General features: G+C 71.9%; 20 protein-coding genes. 8 read left to right on the forward strand and 12 right to left on the reverse strand.

Features of this window, described 5'->3' with window-relative positions; all coding sequences use genetic code 11:
- The first annotated feature begins 154 nt into the window (after positions 1-154).
- From AB0K60_RS08145 to AB0K60_RS08160, 4 genes are all read left to right on the forward strand, one after another.
- Positions 155-1,045: an aminoglycoside phosphotransferase family protein gene (locus AB0K60_RS08145; RefSeq protein ID WP_364049917.1), complete on the forward strand. Its 891-nt coding sequence runs from the start codon at positions 155-157 to the stop codon at positions 1,043-1,045.
- Between the two features lie 306 nt (positions 1,046-1,351).
- Positions 1,352-1,867, forward strand: coding sequence for a flavodoxin domain-containing protein (locus AB0K60_RS08150; protein ID WP_364049919.1), 516 nt, complete (start codon positions 1,352-1,354; stop codon positions 1,865-1,867).
- Positions 1,868-2,005: 138 nt separating this feature from the next.
- Positions 2,006-2,863, forward strand: a complete 858-nt coding sequence (locus tag AB0K60_RS08155; protein WP_364049921.1) for a universal stress protein — start codon at positions 2,006-2,008, stop codon at positions 2,861-2,863.
- A 208-nt stretch (positions 2,864-3,071) separates the two neighbouring features.
- Positions 3,072-4,445: an amino acid permease gene (locus AB0K60_RS08160; RefSeq protein WP_364049923.1), complete on the forward strand. Its 1,374-nt coding sequence runs from the start codon at positions 3,072-3,074 to the stop codon at positions 4,443-4,445.
- Between the two features lie 90 nt (positions 4,446-4,535).
- On the opposite strand, the gene AB0K60_RS08165 is transcribed toward AB0K60_RS08160, so the two are convergent.
- From AB0K60_RS08165 to gap, 9 genes are all read right to left on the reverse strand, one after another.
- Entirely contained in the window at positions 4,536-4,811 is a 276-nt protein-coding gene (locus AB0K60_RS08165) for a DUF4342 domain-containing protein (protein ID WP_364049925.1), read from the reverse strand.
- A gap of 330 nt (positions 4,812-5,141) precedes the next feature.
- Complete coding sequence (locus AB0K60_RS08170) at positions 5,142-6,236, reverse strand: site-2 protease family protein (protein WP_364049927.1); 1,095 nt, start codon at positions 6,234-6,236, stop codon at positions 5,142-5,144.
- 670 nt (positions 6,237-6,906) lie between these two features.
- Positions 6,907-7,164 carry a hypothetical protein gene (locus tag AB0K60_RS08175; RefSeq protein ID WP_364049929.1) on the reverse strand — a complete coding sequence of 86 codons (258 nt, stop codon included), beginning with the start codon at positions 7,162-7,164 and terminating at the stop codon, positions 6,907-6,909.
- Positions 7,165-7,219: 55 nt separating this feature from the next.
- Positions 7,220-7,894 (reverse strand): TrkA family potassium uptake protein, encoded by a 675-nt coding sequence (locus tag AB0K60_RS08180; RefSeq protein ID WP_364049931.1) that lies wholly within the window; start codon positions 7,892-7,894, stop codon positions 7,220-7,222.
- Positions 7,891-8,550 carry a TrkA family potassium uptake protein gene (locus tag AB0K60_RS08185; RefSeq protein WP_364049933.1) on the reverse strand — a complete coding sequence of 220 codons (660 nt, stop codon included), beginning with the start codon at positions 8,548-8,550 and terminating at the stop codon, positions 7,891-7,893. The genes AB0K60_RS08180 and AB0K60_RS08185 overlap by 4 nt, the downstream gene beginning before the upstream one ends.
- Entirely contained in the window at positions 8,547-11,321 is a 2,775-nt protein-coding gene (locus AB0K60_RS08190) for a cation-transporting P-type ATPase (RefSeq protein WP_364049935.1), read from the reverse strand. The genes AB0K60_RS08185 and AB0K60_RS08190 overlap by 4 nt, the downstream gene beginning before the upstream one ends.
- Positions 11,322-11,534: 213 nt before the next feature.
- Positions 11,535-13,232: a GAF domain-containing protein gene (locus tag AB0K60_RS08195; protein WP_364049937.1), complete on the reverse strand. Its 1,698-nt coding sequence runs from the start codon at positions 13,230-13,232 to the stop codon at positions 11,535-11,537.
- Between the two features lie 101 nt (positions 13,233-13,333).
- On the reverse strand, positions 13,334-13,924 hold the full coding sequence (locus tag AB0K60_RS08200) for a hypothetical protein (RefSeq protein WP_364049939.1): 591 nt from the start codon (positions 13,922-13,924) through the stop codon (positions 13,334-13,336).
- A gap of 42 nt (positions 13,925-13,966) precedes the next feature.
- Entirely contained in the window at positions 13,967-14,965 is a 999-nt protein-coding gene (gene gap, locus AB0K60_RS08205) for a type I glyceraldehyde-3-phosphate dehydrogenase (protein ID WP_364049941.1), read from the reverse strand.
- Between the two features lie 130 nt (positions 14,966-15,095).
- Here gap and AB0K60_RS08210 point away from each other — a divergent pair, with 130 nt between their 5' ends.
- Positions 15,096-17,771 (forward strand): GNAT family N-acetyltransferase, encoded by a 2,676-nt coding sequence (locus tag AB0K60_RS08210; RefSeq protein ID WP_364049943.1) that lies wholly within the window; start codon positions 15,096-15,098, stop codon positions 17,769-17,771.
- 143 nt (positions 17,772-17,914) lie between these two features.
- On the opposite strand, the gene AB0K60_RS08215 is transcribed toward AB0K60_RS08210, so the two are convergent.
- Genes AB0K60_RS08215 through AB0K60_RS08225 form a run of 3 tightly spaced genes read right to left on the reverse strand, consistent with a single transcriptional unit; the run spans position 17,915 to position 20,780 of the window.
- Positions 17,915-19,321: an NAD(P)(+) transhydrogenase (Re/Si-specific) subunit beta gene (locus AB0K60_RS08215; RefSeq protein ID WP_364049945.1), complete on the reverse strand. Its 1,407-nt coding sequence runs from the start codon at positions 19,319-19,321 to the stop codon at positions 17,915-17,917.
- Positions 19,318-19,653, reverse strand: a complete 336-nt coding sequence (locus AB0K60_RS08220; protein ID WP_364049947.1) for an NAD(P) transhydrogenase subunit alpha — start codon at positions 19,651-19,653, stop codon at positions 19,318-19,320. Before AB0K60_RS08220 ends, AB0K60_RS08215 begins: the two co-directional genes overlap by 4 nt.
- The gene (locus tag AB0K60_RS08225) at positions 19,650-20,780 is read right to left on the reverse strand and encodes an NAD(P) transhydrogenase subunit alpha (RefSeq protein WP_364049949.1); all 1,131 of its coding nucleotides are present in this window, start codon (positions 20,778-20,780) and stop codon (positions 19,650-19,652) included. The genes AB0K60_RS08220 and AB0K60_RS08225 overlap by 4 nt, the downstream gene beginning before the upstream one ends.
- 203 nt (positions 20,781-20,983) lie before the next feature.
- Between AB0K60_RS08225 and AB0K60_RS08230 the strand changes: the two genes are divergently transcribed.
- Genes AB0K60_RS08230 through AB0K60_RS08240 form a run of 3 tightly spaced genes read left to right on the forward strand, consistent with a single transcriptional unit; the run spans position 20,984 to position 23,857 of the window.
- The gene (locus AB0K60_RS08230) at positions 20,984-21,604 is read left to right on the forward strand and encodes a 2-oxoacid:acceptor oxidoreductase family protein (RefSeq protein ID WP_364049951.1); all 621 of its coding nucleotides are present in this window, start codon (positions 20,984-20,986) and stop codon (positions 21,602-21,604) included.
- Positions 21,597-22,856 carry a transketolase C-terminal domain-containing protein gene (locus AB0K60_RS08235; RefSeq protein WP_364049953.1) on the forward strand — a complete coding sequence of 420 codons (1,260 nt, stop codon included), beginning with the start codon at positions 21,597-21,599 and terminating at the stop codon, positions 22,854-22,856. Before AB0K60_RS08230 ends, AB0K60_RS08235 begins: the two co-directional genes overlap by 8 nt.
- Before the next feature lie 2 nt (positions 22,857-22,858).
- A complete protein-coding gene (locus AB0K60_RS08240; protein ID WP_364049954.1) occupies positions 22,859-23,857 on the forward strand; it encodes a thiamine pyrophosphate-dependent enzyme in 999 nt (332 codons plus the stop codon).

A 23,857-nucleotide genomic window follows, 5' to 3' on the forward strand; every position in this document is an offset into this window, starting at 1 on the left:
TCGAGGGCCGCGAACGGCTCGATCACTCCCCCTCCAAAGAGCCGCGCGTTGTCACCTGCAATGAGCACGTGCATGATGTATTCGCCGAAGTCGCCTGACCGTCCCGGAAAGCGACAACCTGCCAGTAAGCGGACACCCCGAAGGCACATGCCTGATGACCGGCAGCCCACAACCCGATGCCGCATACAGACCCTCACTCGTCCCGGCCTGCCGACAGGCAGGACTAACGGCTGACGGCGCCCGCCTGCTACGCGTCCACGCCAATGCGATCTATCACCTACCCGCAGAGAACGCCGTAGTCCGTATCCGCAACGCCGCAGCCCTCGACCGCATGCGAATCGCCGTCAAGACCGCCGCCTGGCTGGCCGACCAGGGCTATCCCGCAGTCCGCCCGCTCAAAATGACACAACCCATAGTCGTCGGACCCAACATCGCGACCTTCTGGGAGTACCTACCCCCCGGCGACGGAAGACGCCCCGAAACCAAAGACCTCGCCCAATTACTGCGAGATCTCCACCAGCACCCCCTACCTCCCTTCCCGCTTTCCCCCATCCGCCCACTCGGATACACGGCCGACGAGGCCCGTATCTCGACGGTGCTGTCGGAACACGAGCGAAACTGGTTGATCGACCGATGTTCGGAACTGGAAGAAGCCTTTGCACGCCTCACCGCCAACCTGCCTTCGGTCATCGTGCACGGCGACGGCCACACCAACAACGTGATCCCCCACCCCACCCTAGGCTGGGCACTAATCGACTGGGACTCAGTAGGCACCGGCCCGCCCCACTACGACTTCATGCCCACCTATCTACGTCCCCGCCGTTTCGGGTATCCCGAGACCACATGGCGCAGTTTCGCCATCGCGTATGGAATCGACCCGGCTGACGAAAACCACCTTCAACTGCTGGCTCAGATCCGCGAAATCCGCAGCTTGAGCGCCTTCGTCCGAGGCGCCCAACACAATCCCGCCGCCCACGCCGAACTGAACAACCGCCTGAGCTCTCTCATGACAGAAGACCGAACACGTATCTGGCACGCCCTCTGACCATAGCGACCGTTCTCCGCCACAGGCGGACAAAGTCCGGCCTGTCCGCCACATGCCAAGATCAGGGTTCTGCCGTGATCGCGACAGCATCCCATCTCGGACCTTGTCACTGAGCAGACCGACGGCCCCGTCCTGCCGGCGATGCTATGACTCGCGGTCTCTGTACCCGGTCGTCGGCAAGTGACCTCGGCCCTGCCAGGAGCCGACCTTCGCCCTCTTACCCCGCCTTCTTGCACGGCGCACGATCGAGGCGACACGCAGTCTCGTGGCGGATATTCGGGCGTCCCCCGATCCGAATGGAGTGAGATGCGGATGTACGCACTCGTGCTCTACGAATCCATGTTCGGCAACACCCAGCAGGTCGCCAGGTCGATCGCGGACGGGCTCGCGGCGGTCATGCGCGTGGAGACGATGGAGATCGGGGCCGCCCCCTCCACCGTGCCGGAGGACGTCGATCTGCTCGTGGTCGGCGGTCCCACTCACGCCTTCTCGATGACGCGCCCGTCCACTCGGGAGTCGGCCGCTCAGCAGGCCCGGGAGCCGCTGGTGTCTCGTGGTGTCGGCCTGCGGGAATGGCTGGACAACGCCCGATTCGCCTCGTCGCATCTTGCGGCGGCCGCGTTCGACACCCGTGTCCGCCGTGCCCCGGGTTCGGCCGCGCGGGCCGCCCGGCGTCGGCTGCGTCGCCATGGGGTGCGGGTCAGCGCTCCGGCGGAGAGCTTCTTCGTGACCGGCACCCTTGGTCCGCTCGCCGATGGGGAACTTGACCGGGCACGGCGGTGGGGCGAGCACCTCGCCGCTCTTCTGGCCACTCCTGCCTGATTGCGGGCGATTCGCCCGATTCCTTTTGTCCTCTTCGGTGGTCACGAGGCCGGAGGTCCTTCGGCGCGGTGACTTTCGGCGGGTGGGAAAGGATGCGGGTGAGGGATGCGATAGGGGGAGAGGACCGAGGAGGCAGTGATGATCCTGGTTGGCGTCGACGGCTCTCGCGCTGGACTGGAGGCCGCCGGCTGGGCGGCCAGGGAGGCGGCGCTGCGGCATGTTCCGCTGCGGGTGGTGCATGCGATGCCGCGGTGGGCGCTGGAGACGGGTGATGAAGGCCCGTACGCCGGGGTGGCCCGCTGGATGCGGGAGAGTGCCGAGACGGTGCTCACCGGCGGCGTGGACCGTGCTCTGCGTGAGGCGCCCGGACTGGAGGTGGAATCCGCACCGCTTCCCGGCGATCCCCGTCCCGCGTTGATCAAGGCCGCGGCCGACGCCGACCTTCTCGTCGTCGGGAACCATGGTTTGGGCGGCTTCGTCGGGCTGCTGATCGGTTCGACGGCTCACGGCGTCGCCGCTCATGCCCCCTGCGATGTCGTGGTGGTCCGTGGGAGCTCCGTGCCGCCGCGTGGGGAGGTCGTCGTCGGCATCGACGGCTCCGCCGCCAACGAACAGGTGCTGAGGTTCGCCTTCGCCGAGGCGTCGCTGCGCGGCGTCCGTCTGCGCGCGATCCACGCCTGGCGTCCCTTCGAGGTCGGGGGCGGGTTCGCGCCGGCCTCCGACGACCTGGCGGGCGAGCAGGGGGAGAGGCGTCTGCTCGGCGAGGCCATCACCGGCTGGAGCGAGCGCTACCCCGACGTCAAGGTCATCGAGGAGACCGTCAGGGGTCACCCGGCCGACGTTCTCAGGCACGCCGCCGAAGGCTCCGACCTCCTGGTCGTCGGCTCCAGGGGGCACGGCGGGCTCACCGGTATGCTGCTCGGCTCGGTCAGCCAGGCCGTCCTCCAGCACGCCACCTGCCCGGTCGCCGTCGTACGGGTCCGTGAGGACGCCTGACACACCCGCCGCTTCGATCCCGTCGGCCCGATTCGGGTGCTGGCCAGGCGGCCGGGCGGCATTGCGTCGTTCGCGTCGTCCCTTCGAAACGTAACCTTCGCCCGTCAATGAAGGACAAAGGCCCGCAAAAGCGATGTCCTTCTCCCAGCAGGCAAGCGGCCGGACACCGGGTTGCCTGGGGGTGGTGGCCGTGGAAAGGAGGACGACGATGTCCGTCACGCGTCTGCCGCGCCCCGATCGCCCGCCGCGCGCCCGGAAGCTGGGTCCGTGGATGGCGACCGCGCTCGTCGTCGGCAACATGATCGGCTCCGGGGTGTTCCTGCTGCCCGCCTCGCTGGCCGCCTTCGGCGGCACCAGCCTGGTGGCGTGGGCGGTGACCTCGGCCGGGGCCCTGCTGCTCGCCCTGGTGTTCGCCCGGCTCGCGCGGGCGTATCCGAGGACCGGCGGGCCGTACGCCTATGTCCGCAGGGCCTTCGGGGACTTCCTGGGCTTCCAGACCGCCTGGGGGTACTGGATCGCGGTGTGGGTCGGCAACGCCGCCATCGCGGTGGCGTTCGTCGGATACCTGGCGTACTTCTGGCCGGACCTCGGCGGCACCGCGCCGCTGGCGGCCGGGACCGCCCTGGCCGCGATCTGGCTGCTGACCGCGATCAACGTGCGGGGTGTACGGCACGGCGGGTGGGTGCAGGCGGTGACCACGGTCGCCAAGCTCGTGCCGCTCGTCGGGCTGGCCGTGGCCGCGCCGTTCTTCGCCGACGTCGCCGACTTCACCCCCTTCAACCCGACCGAGCAGAGCGCCTTCGGCGCGGTGACCGCCGCCGCGACGCTGACACTGTGGGCGTTCATCGGCATCGAGTCGGCCACCGTACCCGCCGAGGACGTCGAGGAGCCCGAGCGCACCATCCCGAGGGCCACGATCATCGGCACCGCGGCGACCGCGGTGATCTACATCCTCGGCACGGTCGCGGTGTTCGCCGCGATCCCCAGGGATGTCCTCGCCGACTCCACCGCTCCGTTCGCCGACGCCGCCGCCGCGATGTTCGGCGATTGGGCCGGGACGGCCGTCGCGGTCGGCGCCATCGTCAGCGCCTTCGGGGCGCTCAACGGCTGGATCCTGTTGCAGGGCCAGGTGCCGCTGGCCGCCGCCCGCGACGGCCTGTTCCCCGCGATGTTCGCCAAGCTGACCCGCCGGGGCACCCCGGCCGTCGGGCTCGTGGTCTCCAGCGTGCTGGTCACCGGGCTGCTGCTGCTCAACTACAACGCGGGTCTCGTCGAGCAGTTCAACTTCGTGATCCTGCTCGCCACCCTCACCACCCTCATCCCCTACGCCTACTCGGCCGCCGCCCAGCTCATGCTCCTGGTCACCGACCGCGAGCGGTTCTCCGGCCGGCGGCTCGCACTGGACGCCACGATCGCCCTCGTCGCCTTCGTTTACGCCCTGTGGACCATCGCAGGCTCGGGGTACGAGGTCGTCTACAAGGGCACCCTGCTGCTGATCGGCGGCATCCCCGTCTATGTCTGGCTCAAGTACCGCGAGCGCACCCGCGACGTGCCTGCCGAGATGAGCAGGAAGGCCGCCTGATCAAGGCCCTGATCAAGGCCCTGATCAAGGCCCTGATCAAGGCCCTGATCACGGCATGGCCGTGGACGTACACGGGGCCGGGGCGGTCGCTCATGCCTTGCGCGCCGCCCCGGTGGCGTCCCGCTGCTCGTCGCGCTCGATGACGATCGTCCATTCGATGGCGAGGGCGGCCAGGGTGCCGACGGCGGTGAGCATGGGGGCGGTGACGAAGGCGACCACGCCGAGGGTGACGGGGATCTCCAGGACCGTACGGCCGCGGGCGTCCCTGATGATGACGCGGCGAACGTTGCCCTCGTGGATGACGCGTCTGATCAGATCGCCGAGTTCGGCTCCGCGTACCCGTATCTCTTCCTTGGTGATGGCCATCCCGCTATTCCCTTCCGACGCCACCCGTGGCGCCACCGGTCGTTGATCACGTGCTTCCCAGCATGCCGGGTCACGCGCCGTCCTGGGCGGGATCAACATCACAAATCTGGGCATTCAACTCGGGCGGCCTTCTTCAGTCATGCCAAATGACGTGTACGGGGACGAAACCGGAGAAGCAACAACACCCGGACTGGAAAATTCAGGCGGAGCATCGGCTACGGCCGAGCCGATGCGCCGTCTCCGATCGGCTCCGCGGAAGGAGACGGCCGAGACGAAAAAGGCTCGGACCACGATCAGGTGGTCCGAGCCGATCGGCTCGCGGAGCGGCGATCAGACGGGCTGGCGGAGCATCGCCTGCCGCATGGCGCGGGTGAGGTCGGCGGTGGTGACGATGCCCACGGCGCGGCCCTCGTCGGAGACGAGCGCGATGACCTGGCCGGGCAGCGCCCGCTTGGTGAACAGGACCGAGGCCTCCTCGTCGGGGGCGACCACGTTCTCCGGGGGGACGGGGCGGGCGAGCGTCGACACCCGGGTGGTGGCGCGGGCGCCGTACGGGAGCGCGGCCATCCAGTCGAGGGACACGTAGCCGACGGGCCGGCCCTCGAAGTCGACGACCACGAACACGGCCTGGCGCGAGTGCAGGGCCGTCGTCGCGACGAAGTCCTCGACCGTCGCCCAGGAGGGGGCCACCTCGGGCGGACTCGTCATCACGTGCCGGACCAGGACGCCGCCGAGACCCTCACGGGCCGCCGAGGCCACCCGCTCGCTCCGCGCGGCGCCGGCGAGGAACCAGCCGATGATCATCGTCCAGAACCCGCCGGACGAGCCGAAGAAGAAGATCTGCCCGACGCCCGCGACGATGAGGGCCACGCCCAGCACCTGCCCGGAGGTCGAGGCGATCTGGTCGGCCCGCGCCCGGCTCTTCGTCTTCCACCACACCACCGCGTGCAGCACCCGTCCGCCGTCCAGCGGCGCGCCGGGCAGCATGTTGAAGACGGCGAGCAGCACGTTCATGTACGCCAGCCACGTCAGCCCGACCACGAGCAGTTCGGGCCCAGGCAGCGCGACCGCGACCAGGAAGGACGCGACCGCGAAGGCGAGGCTGGTGAGCGGACCGGCGGCGGCCGTCTCCAGCTCGTGGCGCGGCGTCCTGGCCTCGCCCTCCAGCTCGGCCATGCCGCCGAACAGCCACAGCGTGATCGACCTCACCGGCAGGCCGCGCCGCTGCGCCACCACGGCATGCGCGAGTTCGTGCGCGAGCAGCGAGCCGAGGAAGAGCACCACCGTCAGCGTCGCCATCAGGACGTAGAGCGCCGTGGGCTGTCCCGGGAACGCCTCCGGCATGATCACGCCGCCCAGGCTCATCCCGATGAGCACGCCGATCACCAGCACCGACCAGTGCACCCCGACGGGGACACCGGCCACGCGTCCGAGGCGTAGACTTTGTTTCATAACATCACACTCGGACCTTCCGCTCCCGTACGGCAGAGGCGTTCCGCCGTATTTTCCGGGACCTTGGCCAGAAACGGCCGACGGGAGCATGAGAACGATGGGGAATCGCGCCAAGGCCCGGTTGTCCTCGCCGGCGCGTGGATTTTCGCCCCGGGTGAAACCTTCGGCTTATCCGCGTATCCGGTATTCAGTGAAACATCACTGGTTTCGATTCGATTCCCGCCTTTTCACCGCCGCTCGGGGCGGCGACACCTCTCCCCTACCCACCCGACGCGGCCCATGCGCCCACCCGGCGGATGCCGTGGCCCCGGCACCTCACGACTCGCCCTCACGACCTTCGAACGCCCGCCTGATGGGCGTGGGCCTTGGGATGACCTGACATCCCGGAGGTGAACCGTGCCACGGTCGAGCGACTTCCCCGAACGCTTCCTGCCGCCCCGGTGTCCCCAGGGTGGCCACTCCGGCTGAGGTTCCCGCCGACTACGCCGCCACCGGAACGGCCGAGCATGAGCCGGTGTTCGCCGCTCTCGCCGAGACGCGCCACGAGTGCGACGCCATCCGCGCCGAGGCGGAGCGGGACGCCGAGCGCATCGTCGAACAGGCCCCCGCAAGGCCGCCGCCCTGGCGAGCGAAGCCCGGCCCGCTACCGCGGATCGGGCTCGTCCTCCTCCAGGAACCGGAAGTAGATGGCCAGGTGGAAGGGCTCGTCCTCGCCGAGCAGGTAGTCCCCCGACACCGCCGTCACCAGCACGCGGTTCGCGCTCAGCCACTCCTCGGCCTTCCCGAACGCCTCCGCCTGGGTCTTTCCGGGGAAGAACAGCCGGGCGATCGCATGCACCTGGGCGTCCGCCTCCGAGTCGTCGAAACCCGGCGGCACATAAATCTCGTAACCGGAGTCCATGTGGTCACCCTGCCACGCGATCTCGCCCGGCGAGCGTGCCGCGACCGGACCAGGATCATCGGGACGGGGAGGCCGACTGGAACACGTCGTGGATCACGCTCTCCGCGGTCGTCGTGGTGAGCACGAGGACGGTGTCGCCGGGCCGGAGCCGGTACGCGGCGTCGGGTACGGCGGGACGCCCCTCGTGGATCACCGCCGCGACCAGCGCGTCCGGCGGCAGCGGCAGGTCCGCGAGCGCCCGCCCGACGGCGGCCGAGGTGTCGGCGATGCACGTCTCGATCAGGTTGACCCCGGCGGCGGCGAGCCGTACGACCCCGATCGTGTCGGACGCCCCGGCGGCCTCCTCGACCAGCGAGACCATCGGCGCGGCGGCGGGCAGGGCCACGTCCACGCCCCAGCGGTCGTCGAACAGCCAGGCGTTGTCCGGATCGTTGACCCGGGCCAGCACCCGCGGCACGGCGAAGGTGCGCTTGGCGAGCAGCGCGATGACGAGGTTGTCCTCGTCCTCCCCGGTGGCGGCGAGCACGAGGTCGGCGGTGAGCGCGCCCGCCTCCTCCAGCACCCGCGGCTCGCAGGCGTCCCCGTGCACCAGCCGGTACAGGTCGTGCCCGCCGAGCTCAGCCAGCCGCCCCCGGGTGCGCTCGATCACGGTGATCTGGTGCCCGACGCCGGACAGCAGGTACGCGGCCTGCTCGCCGAGGCGTCCGGCGCCCGCGATGAGAATCCTCATATGCCCAGCTCCTTGCCGAGAAACGCGCTCAGCCGTCCCAGTGAGCCGGCCGCGACGGCGAAGCTCACCTCGTCGCCGGCCCGCGCGAGGGTGTGGGGGCCGGGCAGGAAGGAGTGCCCGACCCGGGTCACCGCGACCACCCGGATCTCGCCGTCGACCTCCAGCTCGCCCAGCGGCCGGTCGGCGAGCCACGCGGGCAGGGTCTCCCGTACCAGGACGGTCTCGCCGTTACCGAAGACGGCCTGCGGCGCGAGGTCGCGGTGGAGCAGGATCTCCCGCATCCGGGTGACCGTCCAGCGTACGCTCGCGACGGTGACGACGCCGAGGTCGCTGTAGATGTCGGCGCGCCGGGGATCGTAGATGCGGGCGACGACGTGCGGCACCCGGTAGTCCTCCTTGGCGATGCGGGCGCCGACGATGTTGGTGTTGTCCCCCGAGGTCACCGCGACGAAGGCGTCGGCCCGAGCGATGCCCGCCTCCTCCAGAAGCGCCCGGTTGTAGCCGTTGCCGATGAGCAGCCGCCCGGCCAACCCGGTGGGCAGCAGCTCCCGGCTCTCCGGGTCGCGGTCGAGCACGCGGACGTCGTGTCCGTCGACGGCGAGCTGCCGGGCGAGGCTCGAGCCGACGCGCCCGCATCCCATGATGATCGCTTTCATGTCGTCCCTCCCTTCCGACGGCGGATCACGGCCTTGCGGATCTCGTCGCCCACGAGTACGAGCGCGCCGGTCGCCAGGAGCAGCGCCCAGTCCTGGAGCGACAGCGGCGCGGTGTTGAACAGGGTCTGCAGCGGCGGCCAGTAGCTGACGGCGCACATGAACGAGATCCCGAGCGCGCCCGCCGCGAGCAGGTTCCGGTTGGTCAGCAGGCCGACGGCGAAGACGCTGTCGCGTTCGCTGCGTATGGTCAGCGAGTTGAAGAACTGGCTCACCACGATGCCGGCGTGCACCAGGGTGATCGCCTCCCGGTACACCGGATCGTCCGGGGTGAACGCGTCGAACGGCAGCCCCGCGCCGCCGATCTTCCAGAAGAACAGCGCGATCACCCCGGCGGCCTGGATGCCGCCGAGGAACAGGATCCGGCGCAGCGTGGCGAGCGAGAACAGCGTCTTGCGGCGGCTGCGCGGCGGGGCGTCCATGACCCCGCGCTCGGGCGGTTCCGCGCCCAGCGCCAGCGCGGGCATCACGTCCGACCCCAGGTCGACGGCGAGGATCTGTACGGCGCTGAGCGGCACCAGCGGGAATCCGGCGAGCGTGGCGACCACGATCGGCGCCAGCTCCCCGATGTTGGAGGAGAACACGTAGATGAGGAACTTGCGGATGTTCTGGTAGACGGACCGGCCCAGCTCCACGGCCGCCGCGATCGACGCGAACGAGTCGTCGAGCAGCACCATGACCGCGGCCTGGCGGGCCACCTCCGTCCCGGACCGCCCCATCGCGACGCCGATGTCGGCGCGTTTCAGCGCGGGCGCGTCGTTGGCCCCGTCCCCGGTGACCGCCACCACCTCGCCGAGGTCCTTGAACGCGGCCACCACGCGCATCTTGTGCTCGGGCGCGACCCTGGCGAACAGCACCTCGCCCGGCCGCGCCAGCAGGTCGCGCAGCTCGGCGTCGCTCATGCCGTCCAGCTCGCCGCCGGTCACGGTGCGGGGCGCCCCGCCGGTCACGATGCCGACCCGGCGGGCGATCGCCTCGGCGGTGAGCGCGTGGTCGCCGGTGACCATGACGATCCGGATCCCGGCCCGGCGGCACTCGGCCACCGCCGCGATCACCTCGGGCCGCGGCGGGTCGAGCATGCCGACCAGGCCGAGCAGCGTGAGCCCGCGCTCCGCCTCCTCCCGCTCCGGCGACCGGTCCCGGTCGTCCAGATCCCGTACGGCGACGCCGAGCACGCGCAGCGCGGAGCGGGCCATCGCGTCGTTGGCCTCAAGCACCCGACGGCGCGCGGCGTCGTCCAGCTCGCCGACGCCCCCGTCCGGCCCGAGGATGTGCGTGCATCGGGCCAGCAGCTCCTGGGGCGCGCCCTTCACGCAGACCCGGATGCCGCCGTCCCTCCGATGCAGCGTGCTCATGAGCTTGCGCGAGGAGTCGAACGGGAACTCGCCCACCCGGGGCAGCCGGGCCTGCTCGGCGGCGACGTCGAGGCCGGCCTTCGCCGCGGCGACCAGCAGCGCCCCCTCGGTGGTGTCGCCGAGCACCCGCCACCCCTCCCGCCCTTCGGGCGGCAGCAGCCGGGCGTCGCAGCACAACGCCGCGGCCAGCAGCAGCCCCCGGATCGGCCCGGGGTCCGCCACCTCCCCCGTCGGCGCGTACCCGACGCCGGTCACCCGATGCGTACGCCCGGCGGCCCACACCGTCTGCACGGTCATCTCGGCCTTGGTGAGTGTCCCGGTCTTGTCGGTGCAGATGACCGTGGTGGACCCGAGCGACTCCACCGCGACCAGCTTCTTGACCAGCGCGTCGCGGCGGGCCATCCGCCGCACCCCGATCGCGAGCGCCACCGACAACGTGGCGGGCAGCCCCTCGGGCACGAGCGCCACCATCACCCCGAGGGCGAAGATGAACGTCTCCACCAGCGACTCGCCCTGCGGGAGCCGTACGGCGAACATGAGCGCGCCGAACGCGAACGCCATGAGGGCGATCCGCCGCGCCATCACCGCCACCTGGCGCTGCAGCGGGCTGCGCCCCGGCTCGCCCTCCGCCGTCAGCCGAAAGATCCGCCCGAACTCGGTCGCCGCCCCGGTGGCCGTCACGACCGCCTTGCCCGTGCCCCCGGCGACCGTGGTCCCCATCCACACCAGGTTGCGGGACTCCAGCGGCGCCGAGTCCGCCGGCACCGGCTCGGCCGTACGCACGACCGGCTCGCTCTCCCCGGTCAGCGCCATGTTGTTGACCGTCAGCTCGTGCGCCTCGACGACCCGGCAGTCGGCCGACACCGCATCCCCCGCCTCCAGGATCACCACGTCCCCGGTGACGAGCTCGGCGGCCGGCACCTCGGTCCACCGCCCCTCGCGCAGCACCCGCGCCCGGTGCGGCACCATCGCCTCCAACGCCTCGGCGGTGCGCTCGGCCATGTGCTCCTGAATGACGCCGATCACCGCGTTCAGCAGCACCACGGCGAGAATCGCCACGGTGAGCTGCAGATATCCCACCTCGGGCGGTTCCCCCAGCGAGTACGCCAGCGCGGTGACGCACGCCGCCACCAGCAGCACCACGGCGAACAGATCGGTGAACTGGGCGAGAAACCGCACCACGAGCGAGGCCCGCCGCGACACCGGCAGCTCGTTGCGCCCCTGTACGGCGAGCCGCCGCGCCGCCTCCGCCTCCGTCAGCCCGCGGGGCGACGAGCCGAGCGCGCCGAAGACCTCGTGAGGCCGCAGCGTGCGCAGTGCCTGACCGGCGTCGGCCTCCTCACGCGTCGTAGTGATCACATGTCACCTCGGATCGACGGCACGGCTGGATCGGCCGGCCCCAGGTCCCCCGCACAGGGCGTCCCCTGCCCCCGAGGCCTTCTCCCCACAGGGTCGTCCCGGGCCGGACGCGAACCCAGGGCACTTCGGCCCCTCTCCAGTGGCCTTTTGGATCGACGAGGATGAACGGACGGCGAGACCACCGCCTGGGCCGACCGCCCGGTTCGCCGGGCGCTAGCGCAGTGGCACGCTCCACCGCAGTGACGCGCCGCGGTCTCGGCCGGGGCCGAACGCGAAGCTGCCGCCGAGGTTTTCGGCGCGTTCCTGCATGTTGCGCAGGCCGCTGCGGCGGCCGTCCCCGGACGGGCCGACCCCGTTGTCGTCCACCCGCAACGTCAGCGTGCCGCCATCGGCGCGCACCGAGACGTCGATGTGCGAGGCCTTGGCGTGGCGTACCGCGTTGGACAGGGCCTCTCGCAGTACGGCGAGCAGATGCTCGGCGATCTCCGGTGGCACCTGGTTGTCGAGCGGGCCCTCCAGTTTGAGGCCGGGCATGAAGCCCAGGTGTCCGCGGGCGTCCTCGACCAGTTCGACGACCTGGGAGCGCAGGCTCGGCGCGGCGGCGTCGCGGGGCGTCTGCAGGGCGAAGATGGTGGAGCGGATCTGCCGGATCGTCTCGTCCAGTTCGTCGATTGCGCTCTGCAGCCGCTGCGAGGCCTCCGGCCGCTCCACCAGGCGGACCGTGCTCATCAGCGTCATCGCGACCGCGAACAGGCGCTGGATCACCACGTCGTGCAGGTCCTTGGCGATGCGGTCGCGGTCCTCGAGCAGGCCGAGGCGCTCGGCGTCCCTGCGTCGCTCGGCGAGTTCAAGGGCGATCGCCGCCTGGCCGGCGAAGGCGTGCAGCATGGTCAGTTCGGCCTGGCTGAACGGGAGGCGGCCGGAGCGTTTGCCCAGCGCGAGTACGCCTCGCGCGGCCGAGCCGCCCGCGCCGAGCGGCACCGAGGCGGCCGGGCCGATGTGCGCGCCGAACACCGAGATGATTCCGCCGTCGGCGAGGCTCGTCACCATCACCGGCTCGTCCCTGGTCCAGGCGGTGCCGCTGAGCGAGCCGACGATCGGCACCTTGTCGCGCTCGACGCGGTCGGCGGCGGGCCCCTCGGCGTCGGCCACGCACAGGTGCTCGCCCTCCTCGTCGGGCATGAGCACGGCCACCACGTCCGCGTCGGCCATCTCCCGCGCCCGCCGCGCGATGAACGTGAGCACCTCCTCGGACTCGGTGCCCGACAGCAGGCTGGTGACGATCTCGGTCGAGGCGCGCAGCCAGGTCTCCCTGCGGCGGGTCTCCTCGTACAGGCGGGCGTTCTCGATGGCCACGCCCGCGGCGGTCGCGAGCGCGACGACGATCGCCTCGTCGTCCTCGTCGAAGCCGCCGCCGCCGCGCTTCTCGGTGAGGTACAGGTTGCCGAACACCTCGTCGCGCACCCGCAGCGGTACGCCGAGGAACGACCGCATCGTCGGGTGGCCGGGCGGGAAGCCGTACGACTCGGGGTGCTCGGAGATGTCGTTGAGCCGCAGCGGCGCGGGCTCCTTGATCAGCAGGCCGAGCAGGCCGAGCCCGTGTGGCCAGTGCTCGATGCGGGCGATCTCCTCCTCGGTCAGACCGACCGGGATGAACTGGACGAGCGTGCGCTCCTGTCCGATGACGCCGAGCGCGCCGTAGCCGGCGTCCACGAGCGTGGTGGCCGTCTCCACGATGCGGCGCAGCACCGTTTCCAGGTCCAGGTCGCTGCCGACCGATACGACGGCGTCGAGCAGTGCGTGCACCCGGTCCCGGGTGGCGAGGACGGCCTCGAGCCGCACCTGGAGCTCGGCGAGCAGCTCGTCCAGGCGCATGTGCGGCATGAAAGAGTGCCCCTTGCCATCGGCCATACTCGAAAGTCTGCCATCCGGGGCATTCGGTCGACTATCCGCCCATCGGATCACGTCCGGCCTCACATCCGGCGCTCACGTCCGGCGCTCACGTCCGGCGCTCACGTCTGGCGGCGGCGGCGCCACCGCTGGTCCGCGGTGAGCCAGGCGGAGGCCCAGTCGGCGTACCGGTGGCGGTTGAGCAGGCCGCGGACGGTCGCGTGGGCGGCGGCCGCGACGCCGCCGGTCAGCAGGGCCGCGACAAGGCCGACCGCGACCGCGCGGGCCACGGTCTCGTCGCGGCGCGGAGGGTCGGCCACCTGGCCGGACTCGTTCATCCACACCCGGGTGACGGTTCCGGCCTTCGCGCCCCACGCCACCGGCACCTGGCGGGTCACCGGGCGTCCGTCGGCCCCGGTCCAGGTGGCCTTGACGCGCGGCAGCCCTCCGGTGCCCTCGTACGCGACCAGGGTGAACGCCGGCGCGTCCTGCTCCAGGCGCGCCGCCACCCAGTGCCCGGAGCGCTCCGCCCGGACCCCCTCGTCGTACACCATGTGGCCGAACACGGGGGCGAGCACCAGGCCGACGGTGAACAGCAGCACGGAGAGGGCGAGGGACAGCGCCTCGATCCGGTCCGAGCGGCGTCGCAGGGGGTTGCGGTCCGGCCGGTATAGCCGCACGCGCAGCATCACCTGTGACCACATGCCTCGCATCTGATTCGCCTCCTCCCGGCGTTCGTCCTGCCCGGTGCGGGACTACAGTTCGCGCCCGACGCGCACGGCCATCTCGGTGAGCCGGCAGGCGTAGCCCCACTCGTTGTCGTACCAGCCGAAGACCTTCACCAGCGTCCCGTCCGCCTGGGTGAGCGGGGAGTCGAACACGCAGGAGGAGGCGTCGCCGACGATGTCGCGGGAGACCAGCGGGCCGTCGCTGTACTTGAGCACGCCCTTCAGCGGGCCGGCGGCGGCGTCGGCGAAGGCCTGGTTGACCTCCTGGGCGGTGGTCTCGCGGGTGACGACGACGGTCAGGTCGGTGAGGGAGCCGTCCTCGACGGGGACGCGCAGCGCGACGCCGTCCAGTTTTCCGGCCAGCTCGGGGAGCACGAGGCCGACGGCGCGGGCGGCGCCGGTGGTGGTGGGCACGATGTTCACGGCGGCGGAGCGGGCGCGGCGGGGGTCCTTGTGCGGGGCGTCGAGCAGCCGCTGGTCGCCGGTGTAGGCGTGCACGGTGGTCATGTAGCCCTTGACGATGCCGAAGTTCTCGTGCAGCACCTTGATCATGGGGGCGACGCAGTTGGTCGTGCAGGAGGCCAGGGAGATGACCTCGTGCCGGGTGGTGTCGTAGGCGGCGTCGTTCACGCCGGGGACGATCGTGACGTCCACGCCCTTGCCGGGGGCGGAGATGACGACCTTCTTCGCGCCGCCCTTGAGGTGCAGCGCGGCGGCGTCGCGGGTGCGGAACCTGCCGGTGGACTCGACGACGACGTCGGCGCCGTACGCCGCCCAGTCGATCTCCGCCGGGTCGCGGTGCGCCGTGACGGGGATGCGCCGCCCGTTCACCTCAAGGTACGTGGGCCCGGCGGCGACCTCCGCGCCGAGGACGCCGTACGTCGAGTCGTGCTTGAGCAGATGCGCCAGCGTCGCGGCGTCGGTGATGTCGTTGATCGCGACGATCTCGACATCGGCGTTCAGGGCGCGGCGGAGCACCGCTCGGCCGATCCGTCCGAAACCGTTGATCCCAACGCGGACTGTCATTGATCCTCCAAGGTAGTGTCCGACGATCTCATCGTTCCGGCGGCCGTACGGGGGAGGTAGAGCCGACGGTCCCGGCGCGGCGGGCACAAGGACCCTTGGGCGCGGCGGGCGGATCGATCACAGTGGCACCATGAGACGAACGGTGCCCGACGAGTGCGACGTGCTGTTGCGCGACGGCGGCATCGCGCACTTGCGGCCGCTGCGCGCCGACGACCGCGAGGCGCTGCACCGGCTGGTCGAATCGACCTCCGAGCGGTCCGCGTTCCTGCGGTTCTTCAGCGGGGGCCGGGCCACCGCGCACGCGTACGTGGACCGCATCACCGGCCCCGGCTACGCCGGACGCGCGCTGGTGGCGCTCATGCGGGGGCGGCTGGTGGCGGTCGCCGAGTACATTCCCGGCCCCTCCGGGGGCGACGCCGACGTGGGGATCCTGCTCGACGACTCGGTGCACGGGCACGGGCTTGGCACGCTGCTGCTGGAGCATCTGGCGGTGAGCGCCGCCGCGTCCGGGGTGCGCGAGCTGGTCGCGGACGTGCTGGCCGAGAACCGGACGATGATCCGCGTGCTGCGGGATCTCGGGCTGAGCGTCGAGCAGCGGTACGCGGACGGGCAGATGCGCATCCGCGTCATCCTCGAACCCACGCCGACGCTGCTCGCGGCCCTTGAGGCGCGCGAGCACGAGGCCGCGGTCGCGTCGCTGACCCCGCTGCTGTCCCCCGCCTCGGTCGCGGTCGTCGGGGCCGGGCGGGACCCGGGCGGCATCGGCCACCGGGTGCTGCGCAATCTCGTGGACGGCGGCTTCCCCGGACCGATCTACCCGGTCAACCCGCGGGCGGACGTCCTGTGCGGCCTGAAGGCCCATGCCAAGATCGGGGATGTTCCCGGGCCGGTCGACCTGGCCGTGGTGGCGACGCCCGCGCGGGCCGTGCTCGGCGTGGCGCGGGAGTGCGCGGCGGCGGGCGTCAAGGGCCTGGTGGTGATGAGCGGGGGCTTCGCCGAGGCGGGCGAGCCAGAGCGGGAGGCCGCGCTGCTGCGGATCTGCCGGGACGCGGGCATGCGCCTGGTCGGCCCCGACTCCCTGGGCGTGGCCAACGCCGCGGCGCGGCTCAACGCGGGCGTGCTGCCCGGCGTGCCGCCGCGCGGGCGGCTCGGGCTGATGTCGCAGTCGGGCACGCTCGCGGTGGCGCTGATCGGGCGGGCCGCCGAGCTGGGGATGGGCGTCTCCTCGTTCGTCTCCACCGGCAACAAGGCCGACGTGAGCGGCAACGACCTGCTCGAATACTGGGAGGACGACCCGGAGACCGGCGTGGTCGCGCTCTACCTGGAGTCCTTCGGCAACCCGCGCAGGTTCGGCCGGATCGCGCGGCGGCTGGCGGCGCGCAAACCGGTGATCGTGTTGAAGAGCGGGCGCGGCGGCTCCGGCGACCGGACCGTGCGCTCGCACACCGCCGCCGCCGCGACGCCCGACACCGCCGTGGACGCGCTGCTGACCGCCGCCGGGGTGATCCGGGTCGAGACCGCGCGGGAGCTGCTGGACACGGCGCTGCTGCTCACCGGCGCCCCGCTGCCCGCCGGGCCGCGGGTCGCGATCGTCGGCAACTCCGGCGGCCCGGAGGCGCTCACCGCCGACGCCTGCGAGCGCGGCGGCCTCGTCGTGCCCGAGCTGTCGGAGCCGACCCGGGCGCGGCTGCGCCGGGACGCGGGCCCGGCCGCGGCGGTGGCGAACCCGGTGGATCTGACCGGGGACGCGCCCGCCGAGCGGATCGCCGCCGCGGTGGAGACCGTGCTCGCCGATCCCGGGGTGGACGCCGTCGTGGTCGTCTACACGCCGCCGTTCGGGTCCGGCAGGGAGCCGACCTGCCGGGCGATCGCCGAGGCGGCGCGGGGCGCGGCCAAGCCGGTGCTCGTCTGCGTGCTCGGGCACGACGGGCCGCCGATCGGGGGCACGCCGACCTACGCCTTTCCCGAGGAGGCGGTGCTGGCGCTGAGCCGGGTCGTGGATTACGTGCGGCGCCGCGAGCGCCCGGCCGCCGCCGCCGGGGTCGCCGGGGTCGCCGAGGCCGGCTCGTGGCGGCGGGACCAGGGGGCGTCCGCGATCGTACGGCAGGAGCTGGCCGAGCACCCGGGCGGACGCTGGCTGGACCATCACACCGCGTCGCGGCTGCTGGCCTGCTACGGCGTGCACGTGGCCGAGTCGATCGGCGTGGACGGGCCGGAGAGCGCCGCCGAGGCCGCCGGCCTGACCGGGCTGCCCGCCGCGGTGAAGGCGACCGGCCCGGAGCTGGTGCACAGGAGCGATGTCGGCGGCGTCGCCCTCGGCCTCGCGACGCAGTCCGATGTCGCCCGCGCGTACCGGGAGATGGCCGAGCGCGTCGGCCCCGCCATGACCGGCGCGATCGTCCAGCGCATGGCCGAGGACGGCGTCGAGATCATCATCGGCGGCGTCGAGCATCCCTCGTTCGGCCCTCTGATCATGGTCGGCATGGGCGGCCTCACCGCCGAGCTCCTCACCGACCGCGCGTTCCGCGTCCCCCCGGTCACTCGTGGGGACGCCGCGGAGATGCTTCGTGAGCTGCGCTGTTATCCGCTGTTGTGCGGGTATCGGGGGCGTCCGGAGGTGAACGTGGCCGCGCTGGAGGAGCAGATCGTCCGCGTGGCCCGGTTCCTCGACGAGGTCCCCGAGGCCGCCGAGCTCGATCTCAACCCCGTGATGGTCACCCCGCGCGGCGCGGTCGCGGTGGATGTGCGCCTTCGCCTCGCGCCGCTGCCCGCGCCGCCGTCGCCGTACCGCAGACGGCTCCGCTGATCGCCGCCGACCGCCGAGGGGGACCCGCCGCTACAAGGCGCCGGTGCACCGGCGCCCGGCCGCGGATCCCGCCGGAAGGCTGTGGCGGGAGGCGCGGCCGGGCGCCGCGAGATCGTCGTGACACCTTTTGGTCAACCGACTCCTTAACCGACAAGGACCTTGACGGCCGCGGTCATCTCCGACAGGGCCTTCTTCGCGTCGGCGAAGTACATGCCGGTCTTCGGGTCGGTGTACAGCTCGTTGTCGATGCCCGCGTACCCGTGCCCCATGGAGCGCTTGACGACGATGACGCTCTTGGCCTTATCGACGTCGAGGATGGGCATGCCGGAGATCGCCGAGCCGGGGCGGCGGGCGGCGGGGTTGGTGACGTCGTTGGCGCCGATGACGAGGGCCACGTCCACCTGGGGGAACTCGGGGTTGATCTCCTCCATCTCCTTGAGCTGGGAGTAGGGCACGTTCGCCTCGGCGAGCAGGACGTTCATGTGGCCGGGCATGCGGCCCGCCACCGGGTGGATGGCGTAGGAGACGTCGACGCCGCGGGACTCCAGCAGGGCGGCGAGCTCCTGCGCCTGGTGCTGGGCCTGGGCGGCGGCGAGGCCGTACCCGGGGACGATGACGACCTTGGAGGCGTACGCGAGCTGGATGGCGGCGTCGTCGGCGGACAGCGTGCGGACCTGGCCGCCGCCGTCGGCGGCGATCGCGGCGGTGGCGTCGCCGGTGCCGAAGCCGCCGATCATGATGTTGCCGATCGACCGGTTCATGGCGTCGGCCATGAGCTTGGTGAGGATCGCGCCGGAGGCGCCGACCAGGGCGCCGGCGGTGATGAGGACGGTGTTGCCGATGACGAAGCCGGCCATCGCGACGGCGGTGCCGGTGAAGGCGTTGAGCAGGGAGATCACGACCGGCATGTCGGCCCCGCCGATCGGCAGGACCATGGTGACGCCGAAGACGAGCGCGGCGACGCCGAGCACGACCAGGGCGGCGAGCCCGCCGGAGTCGGCCGCGACCATGACCGTGGCGACCGCCATCACGGCGGCGGCGACGATGGTGACGGCGCGGGAGCCGGGGAACAGGATGGGCTGGCCGGGCACCCAGCCGTGCAGCTTGCCGGAGGCGATCAGCGAGCCGGAGAACGTGACCGCGCCGATCAGCACGTCGAGGGCGAGCGGGATCGACACCTGCACGCCGTGGGATCCGGCGGCGTGCGTGAAGTCGTGCACGGCGACGAGGGCGGCGGCGCCGCCTCCGGCCGCGTTGAAGAGGCTGACGAGCTGCGGCATCGCGGTCATGCGGACGCGGCGGGCGGCGACGAGCCCGGCGACGCTGCCGACGGCGGTGCCGGCGACGACCACGAGCCAGGCGGTCACGCCGACCGAGCCCGCCTCGATCAGCACGGCGACCGTGGCGAGGATCGCGCCGGTCATGCCCGCGCCGGAGAGCAGGTTGCCGCGCCGGGCGGTGACCGGGGAGTTCATCAGGTGCAGGCCGATGACGAAGAGGGTCGCGGCGGCCAGGTAGACGAGCCGGATGACGGTGTCGAAGGTGCTCACCGGGCCACCTCCTTAGAGGAGGACGAGGAGGAGGTGACGGCGGCGCGGGCGGCCGGGGGCTTGAACATCTCCAGCATGCGGTCGGTGACCACGTAGCCGCCGACGACGTTCATCGCGGCGAACGCGCAGGCGACGAAGGCGATCACGTAGCCGGCGAGGTCGTTGGCGCTGGCCGCGATGAGGATGGTGCCGGCCAGGACGATGCCGTGGATGGAGTTGGCCGCCGACATCAGCGGGGTGTGCAGGGTGGTCGGCACCTTGCTGATCACCTCGAAGCCGACCAGGAGGCTCAGCGTGAAAACGGTCAGGTCGGTGAGGAACTCCGCGCTCACGACGCACCTCCGAACGCCGGGTGGACGATCTCGCCCGCGTGGGTGAGGACGACCCCGGCCTGGATGGGGTCGTCGGTGTCGATGACGAGGGCGCCGTCGCGCACCAGGTGGCCGAGGAGCGCCCGGACGTTGCTGGAGTACGCGGTCGAGGCGGCGGCCGGCATCGCGGCGGCCAGCTCGGACGCGCCGACGACGGTGACGCCGCCGTCGGTGACGATCGTCTCGCCGGGTCGGGAGCCCTCGACGTTGCCGCCCAGGTCGCTGGCGGCCATGTCGACGACGACCGATCCGGCCCGCATGCCCTTGACGGCGGCCTCGGTGACGAGCACCGGCGGGCGGCGGCCGGGGACCCGCGCGGTGGTGATGACGACGTCCTGCCGGGAGATGTGCCGCACCAGCTCCTCCTGCTGGGCCCGCTGCTCCTCCTCGGTGAGCGCGCGGGCGTATCCGCCCTGGCCGGAGCCCTCGGGTCCGGCGCTCAGCCGCAGGAACTGGGCGCCGAGGGAGGTGATCTCGCCCTCGGCCTCGGGGCGGATGTCGTAGCCGGTGACGACCGCGCCGAGGCGGCGCGCGGTGCCGATGGCCTGCAGGCCGGCGACGCCGGCGCCGAGCACGAGCACCTGCGCGGGACGGGCGGTTCCGGCCGCGGTGACGAGCAGGGGGAAGAACCGGCCGTAGGTGTCGGCGGCGAGCACGGCCGCCTTGTAGCCGGCGATGTTGTCCTGGGAGCTCATCGCGTCCATGGTCTGCGCGGCGCTGAGGGTACGCGGCAGGCCCTCGAAGGCGATGGCGGTGACCCCGGCGACGGCGAGCTCACGCACGTAGCCGGGGTCGGCGAAAGGGCGCAGCATGCCGATGACGGCCTGGCCGGCCCGCAGGGCGGCGGTGTCCGGCCGCCGCACGGTGACGATGACGTCCGCTCGTTCGTACAGTTCGGCCTTGGAGACGACCTCCGCGCCGGCCTCGCCGTACGCGCTGTCGGGATGCCAGGCGGCGGTGCCCGCGCCCGACTCGACGACTATCTCAAGGCCCAGCTCTCGCAGGCGGCCGACGGCGTCGGGAACGAGCGCGACGCGCTGCTCGCCCGGTGCCGTCTCTCTGCCGACCCCGACCCTGATCGCGACCATGGTGCCCCTCTCGTTTGACTGCTCTGTGCGGTATTTGGACACAAAGGCCCATATCTCAGCATTCGCCTTCGATCAGTACCTTGCGGAGGGCCGAAGGTCCATATATCGGGCCTTGAAGCCCTGCTGAACCGGGACGTTCGACCCTGATCCCCGGCCCCCCACCGGTATAGACCAAAGCCAGGACGACGTTCAGGGAGAAAACCGTGTTCCAGGTGCGAATTCACGGTCGAGGCGGCCAAGGCGTCGTCACCGCGGCCGAGCTGCTGTCCATCGCCGCGTTCCTTGAGAACCGGCACGCCCAGGCGTTCCCCACGTTCGGCTCCGAGCGCACCGGAGCCCCCGTCGTGGCGTTCTGCCGCATCGACGACAAACCGATCCGGGTACGCGAGCCGATCGCCCATCCCGACGCCCTGATCATTCAGGACGCCACGCTGCTGCGCCAGATCAACGTGTTCGACGGCGTCGGCCCGGACGCGTACGTGCTCATCAACACCACCCGTGACCTGCATCAACTCGGCGGGGAACTCGGCGGCGACCACGCCGGGATCCTGGCCCGACCGCGCCCGGAGCGGGTGCGCGCGGTGCCCGCGACCGAGCTGGCCCGCAAGCATCTGGGCCGGCCGCTTCCGAACGCCGTGCTGCTCGGCGGCTTCGCCGCGCTCAGCGGGGTGATCTCGCCCGCGTCGGTGCGGGCCGCGATCAGAGAGAAGTTCTCCGGCCGGGTGGCCGAGGGCAACATCGCCGCCGCCGACGAGGCGTACGCGTACGTGCGGGACGGGCTCGCCGCTGAAACGTTCATGACGAGGGAGGCCGCCGATGCTTAGGCAGATGGAGGGGTCGCAGGCGGTCGCCGAGTCCGTGGCGATGTGCCGCCCGGAGGTGATCAGCGCCTATCCGATCTCCCCGCAGACCCACATCGTCGAGGGGCTGAGCCGGCTGGTGAAGTCCGGCAGGCTCGCGCCCTGCGAGTACCTCAACGTGGAGTCGGAGTTCGCCGCGCTGTCGGCCGCGATCGGCGCCTCCGCCGCGGGGGCGCGCACCTACACCGCCACCTCCAGCCAGGGGCTGCTCTACATGGCCGAGGCGCTGTACAACGCCGGCGGCCTCGGCCTGCCGATCGTGATGACGGTGGCGAACCGGGCGATCGGCGCGCCCATCAACATCTGGAACGACCACAGCGACGCGATGTCGCAGCGCGACTCCGGCTGGCTGCAGCTCTACGCCGAGGACAACCAGGAGGCGCTCGACCTGCACATCCAGGCGTTCCGCGTCGCCGAGGAGCTGTCGCTGCCGGTGATGGTGTGCATGGACGGCTTCGTGCTCACCCACGCGTACGAGCGGGTGGACCTGCCCGGCCAGGACCAGGTGGACGCCTTCCTGCCGCCGTACGTCCCGCGTCAGGTGCTCGACCCCGCCGAACCGGCGTCGATCGGCGCGATGGTCGGCCCGGAGGCGTTCACCGAGGTGCGCTACCTCGCCCACCTGCGGCACCTGCGGGCGCTCGACCTGATCCCGGAGGTGGCGGCCGAGTTCGCCGCCGCGTTCGGCCGCGACTGCGGCGGGCTGGTCGGCGCCCACCGCCTCGACGACGCCGAGACCGTCGTCGTCGCGATGGGCTCGGTCCTCGGCACCCTCAAGGACGTCGTGGACGAGCGCCGCGAGCACGGCGAACGCGTCGGCGTGCTCGCGATCAAGACGTTCCGCCCCTTCCCGTTCGCGGCGGTACGGCGGGCCCTGCGCGCGCCACGGCGCGTCGTCGTGCTGGAGCGCACCCTCGCCGTCGGCGTCGGCGGCGTCGTCTCCGACCACGTGCGCGCCGCCGTGGACGCGATCGCCCCGGACGGCCCCAGGCCGTACCTGGCCACCGTGATCGCGGGCCTCGGCGGGCGGCCGATCACCAAGGCGTCGCTGCACGACCTGCTCGCCCGCGCCGCCGCCGACCGGCTGGAGCCGCTGACCTTCCTCGACCTCAAGCACGACCTGATCGAGCGGGAACTGCGCCGCGAACGCGCCGCCAGGCGCTCGGGGGCGAGCGCCGAGAACCTGCTCCGCGATCTCGCCGCCGGAGGGGTGTAGCCATGCCCGCACAGCAGATCAAGTTCTACCAGACCGGCAGCCTCGTGGTCGGCAACCGGCTGCTCGACCCCGAGCGGCGCACGGTGCAGGCCGCCCAGGACCGCCCCAACGCGCTCACCTCCGGACACCGCGCCTGCCAGGGCTGCGGCGAGGCCCTCGGCGCCCGGTACGCCGTGGACGCCGCGATCCGCGCCACCGAGGGGCGGATGGTCGTGGTGAACGCCACCGGCTGCCTGGAGGTGTTCTCCACGCCGTACCCGGAGACGTCCTGGCAGGTGCCGTGGATCCACTCGCTGTTCGGCAACGCCCCGGCGGTGGCGGCCGGCGTCGCCGCCGCGATGAAGGTCAAGGGCCGCGCGGACGTCCGCGTGGTCGGCCAGGGCGGCGACGGCGGCACGGTCGACATCGGCTTCGCCTGCCTGTCGGGCATGTTCGAGCGGAACGACGACGTGCTCTACATCTGCTACGACAACGAGGCGTACATGAACACCGGCGTGCAGCGCTCCGGCGCCACCCCGCCGGCGGCCCGCACGATGACCACCCAGGCGGTCGGCGACGAGCCGGGCAACCCGTTCGGCCAGGGCAAGAACGTCCCGCTGATCGCGATGGCGCACGAGATCCCGTACGTGGCCACGGCGACCGTCGCCGACCTGCGCGACCTGGAGTACAAGGTGCGCCGCGCGATGGAGTTCCGGGGCGCCCGCTACCTGCACGTCCTGGTGCCGTGCCCGCTCGGCTGGGCCACCGCCTCCTGCGACACGATCAAGGTGGCGCGGCTGGCGACGCGGTCGGGCCTGTTCCCGGTCTTCGAGGCCGAGTCCGGCGAGGTCACCGCCGTGTCGCCGATCCGCCGCCGGGTTCCGGTGGAGGAGTACCTCCGGCTGCAGGGACGGTACGCCCACCTGTTCGGCGACCCGCCCCGCACCGACGTCATCGCCGCGATCCAGGCGATGGCCGACCGCAACATCCGTCGCTTCCGGCTCTGGACCGAGGTGGATTGA

Source organism: Thermopolyspora sp. NPDC052614, from assembly GCF_040678635.1.
Lineage (GTDB): Bacteria > Actinomycetota > Actinomycetes > Streptosporangiales > Streptosporangiaceae > Thermopolyspora.

Excerpts from the sequence above, each read along its gene's own strand:
- AB0K60_RS08145 (WP_364049917.1), top strand. The coding sequence starts at position 155 with ATGACCGGCAGCCCACAACCCGATGCCGCATACAGACCCTCACTCGTC.
- AB0K60_RS08150 (WP_364049919.1), top strand. The coding sequence starts at position 1,352 with ATGCGGATGTACGCACTCGTGCTCTACGAATCCATGTTCGGCAACACC.
- AB0K60_RS08155 (WP_364049921.1), top strand. The coding sequence starts at position 2,006 with ATGATCCTGGTTGGCGTCGACGGCTCTCGCGCTGGACTGGAGGCCGCC.
- AB0K60_RS08160 (WP_364049923.1), top strand. The coding sequence starts at position 3,072 with ATGTCCGTCACGCGTCTGCCGCGCCCCGATCGCCCGCCGCGCGCCCGG.
- AB0K60_RS08165 (WP_364049925.1), bottom strand. The coding sequence starts at position 4,811 with ATGGCCATCACCAAGGAAGAGATACGGGTACGCGGAGCCGAACTCGGC.
- AB0K60_RS08175 (WP_364049929.1), bottom strand. The coding sequence starts at position 7,164 with ATGGACTCCGGTTACGAGATTTATGTGCCGCCGGGTTTCGACGACTCG.
- AB0K60_RS08180 (WP_364049931.1), bottom strand. The coding sequence starts at position 7,894 with ATGAGGATTCTCATCGCGGGCGCCGGACGCCTCGGCGAGCAGGCCGCG.
- AB0K60_RS08185 (WP_364049933.1), bottom strand. The coding sequence starts at position 8,550 with ATGAAAGCGATCATCATGGGATGCGGGCGCGTCGGCTCGAGCCTCGCC.
- AB0K60_RS08195 (WP_364049937.1), bottom strand. The coding sequence starts at position 13,232 with ATGGCCGATGGCAAGGGGCACTCTTTCATGCCGCACATGCGCCTGGAC.
- AB0K60_RS08200 (WP_364049939.1), bottom strand. The coding sequence starts at position 13,924 with ATGCGAGGCATGTGGTCACAGGTGATGCTGCGCGTGCGGCTATACCGG.
- gap (WP_364049941.1), bottom strand. The coding sequence starts at position 14,965 with ATGACAGTCCGCGTTGGGATCAACGGTTTCGGACGGATCGGCCGAGCG.
- AB0K60_RS08210 (WP_364049943.1), top strand. The coding sequence starts at position 15,096 with ATGAGACGAACGGTGCCCGACGAGTGCGACGTGCTGTTGCGCGACGGC.
- AB0K60_RS08225 (WP_364049949.1), bottom strand. The coding sequence starts at position 20,780 with ATGGTCGCGATCAGGGTCGGGGTCGGCAGAGAGACGGCACCGGGCGAG.
- AB0K60_RS08235 (WP_364049953.1), top strand. The coding sequence starts at position 21,597 with ATGCTTAGGCAGATGGAGGGGTCGCAGGCGGTCGCCGAGTCCGTGGCG.
- AB0K60_RS08240 (WP_364049954.1), top strand. The coding sequence starts at position 22,859 with ATGCCCGCACAGCAGATCAAGTTCTACCAGACCGGCAGCCTCGTGGTC.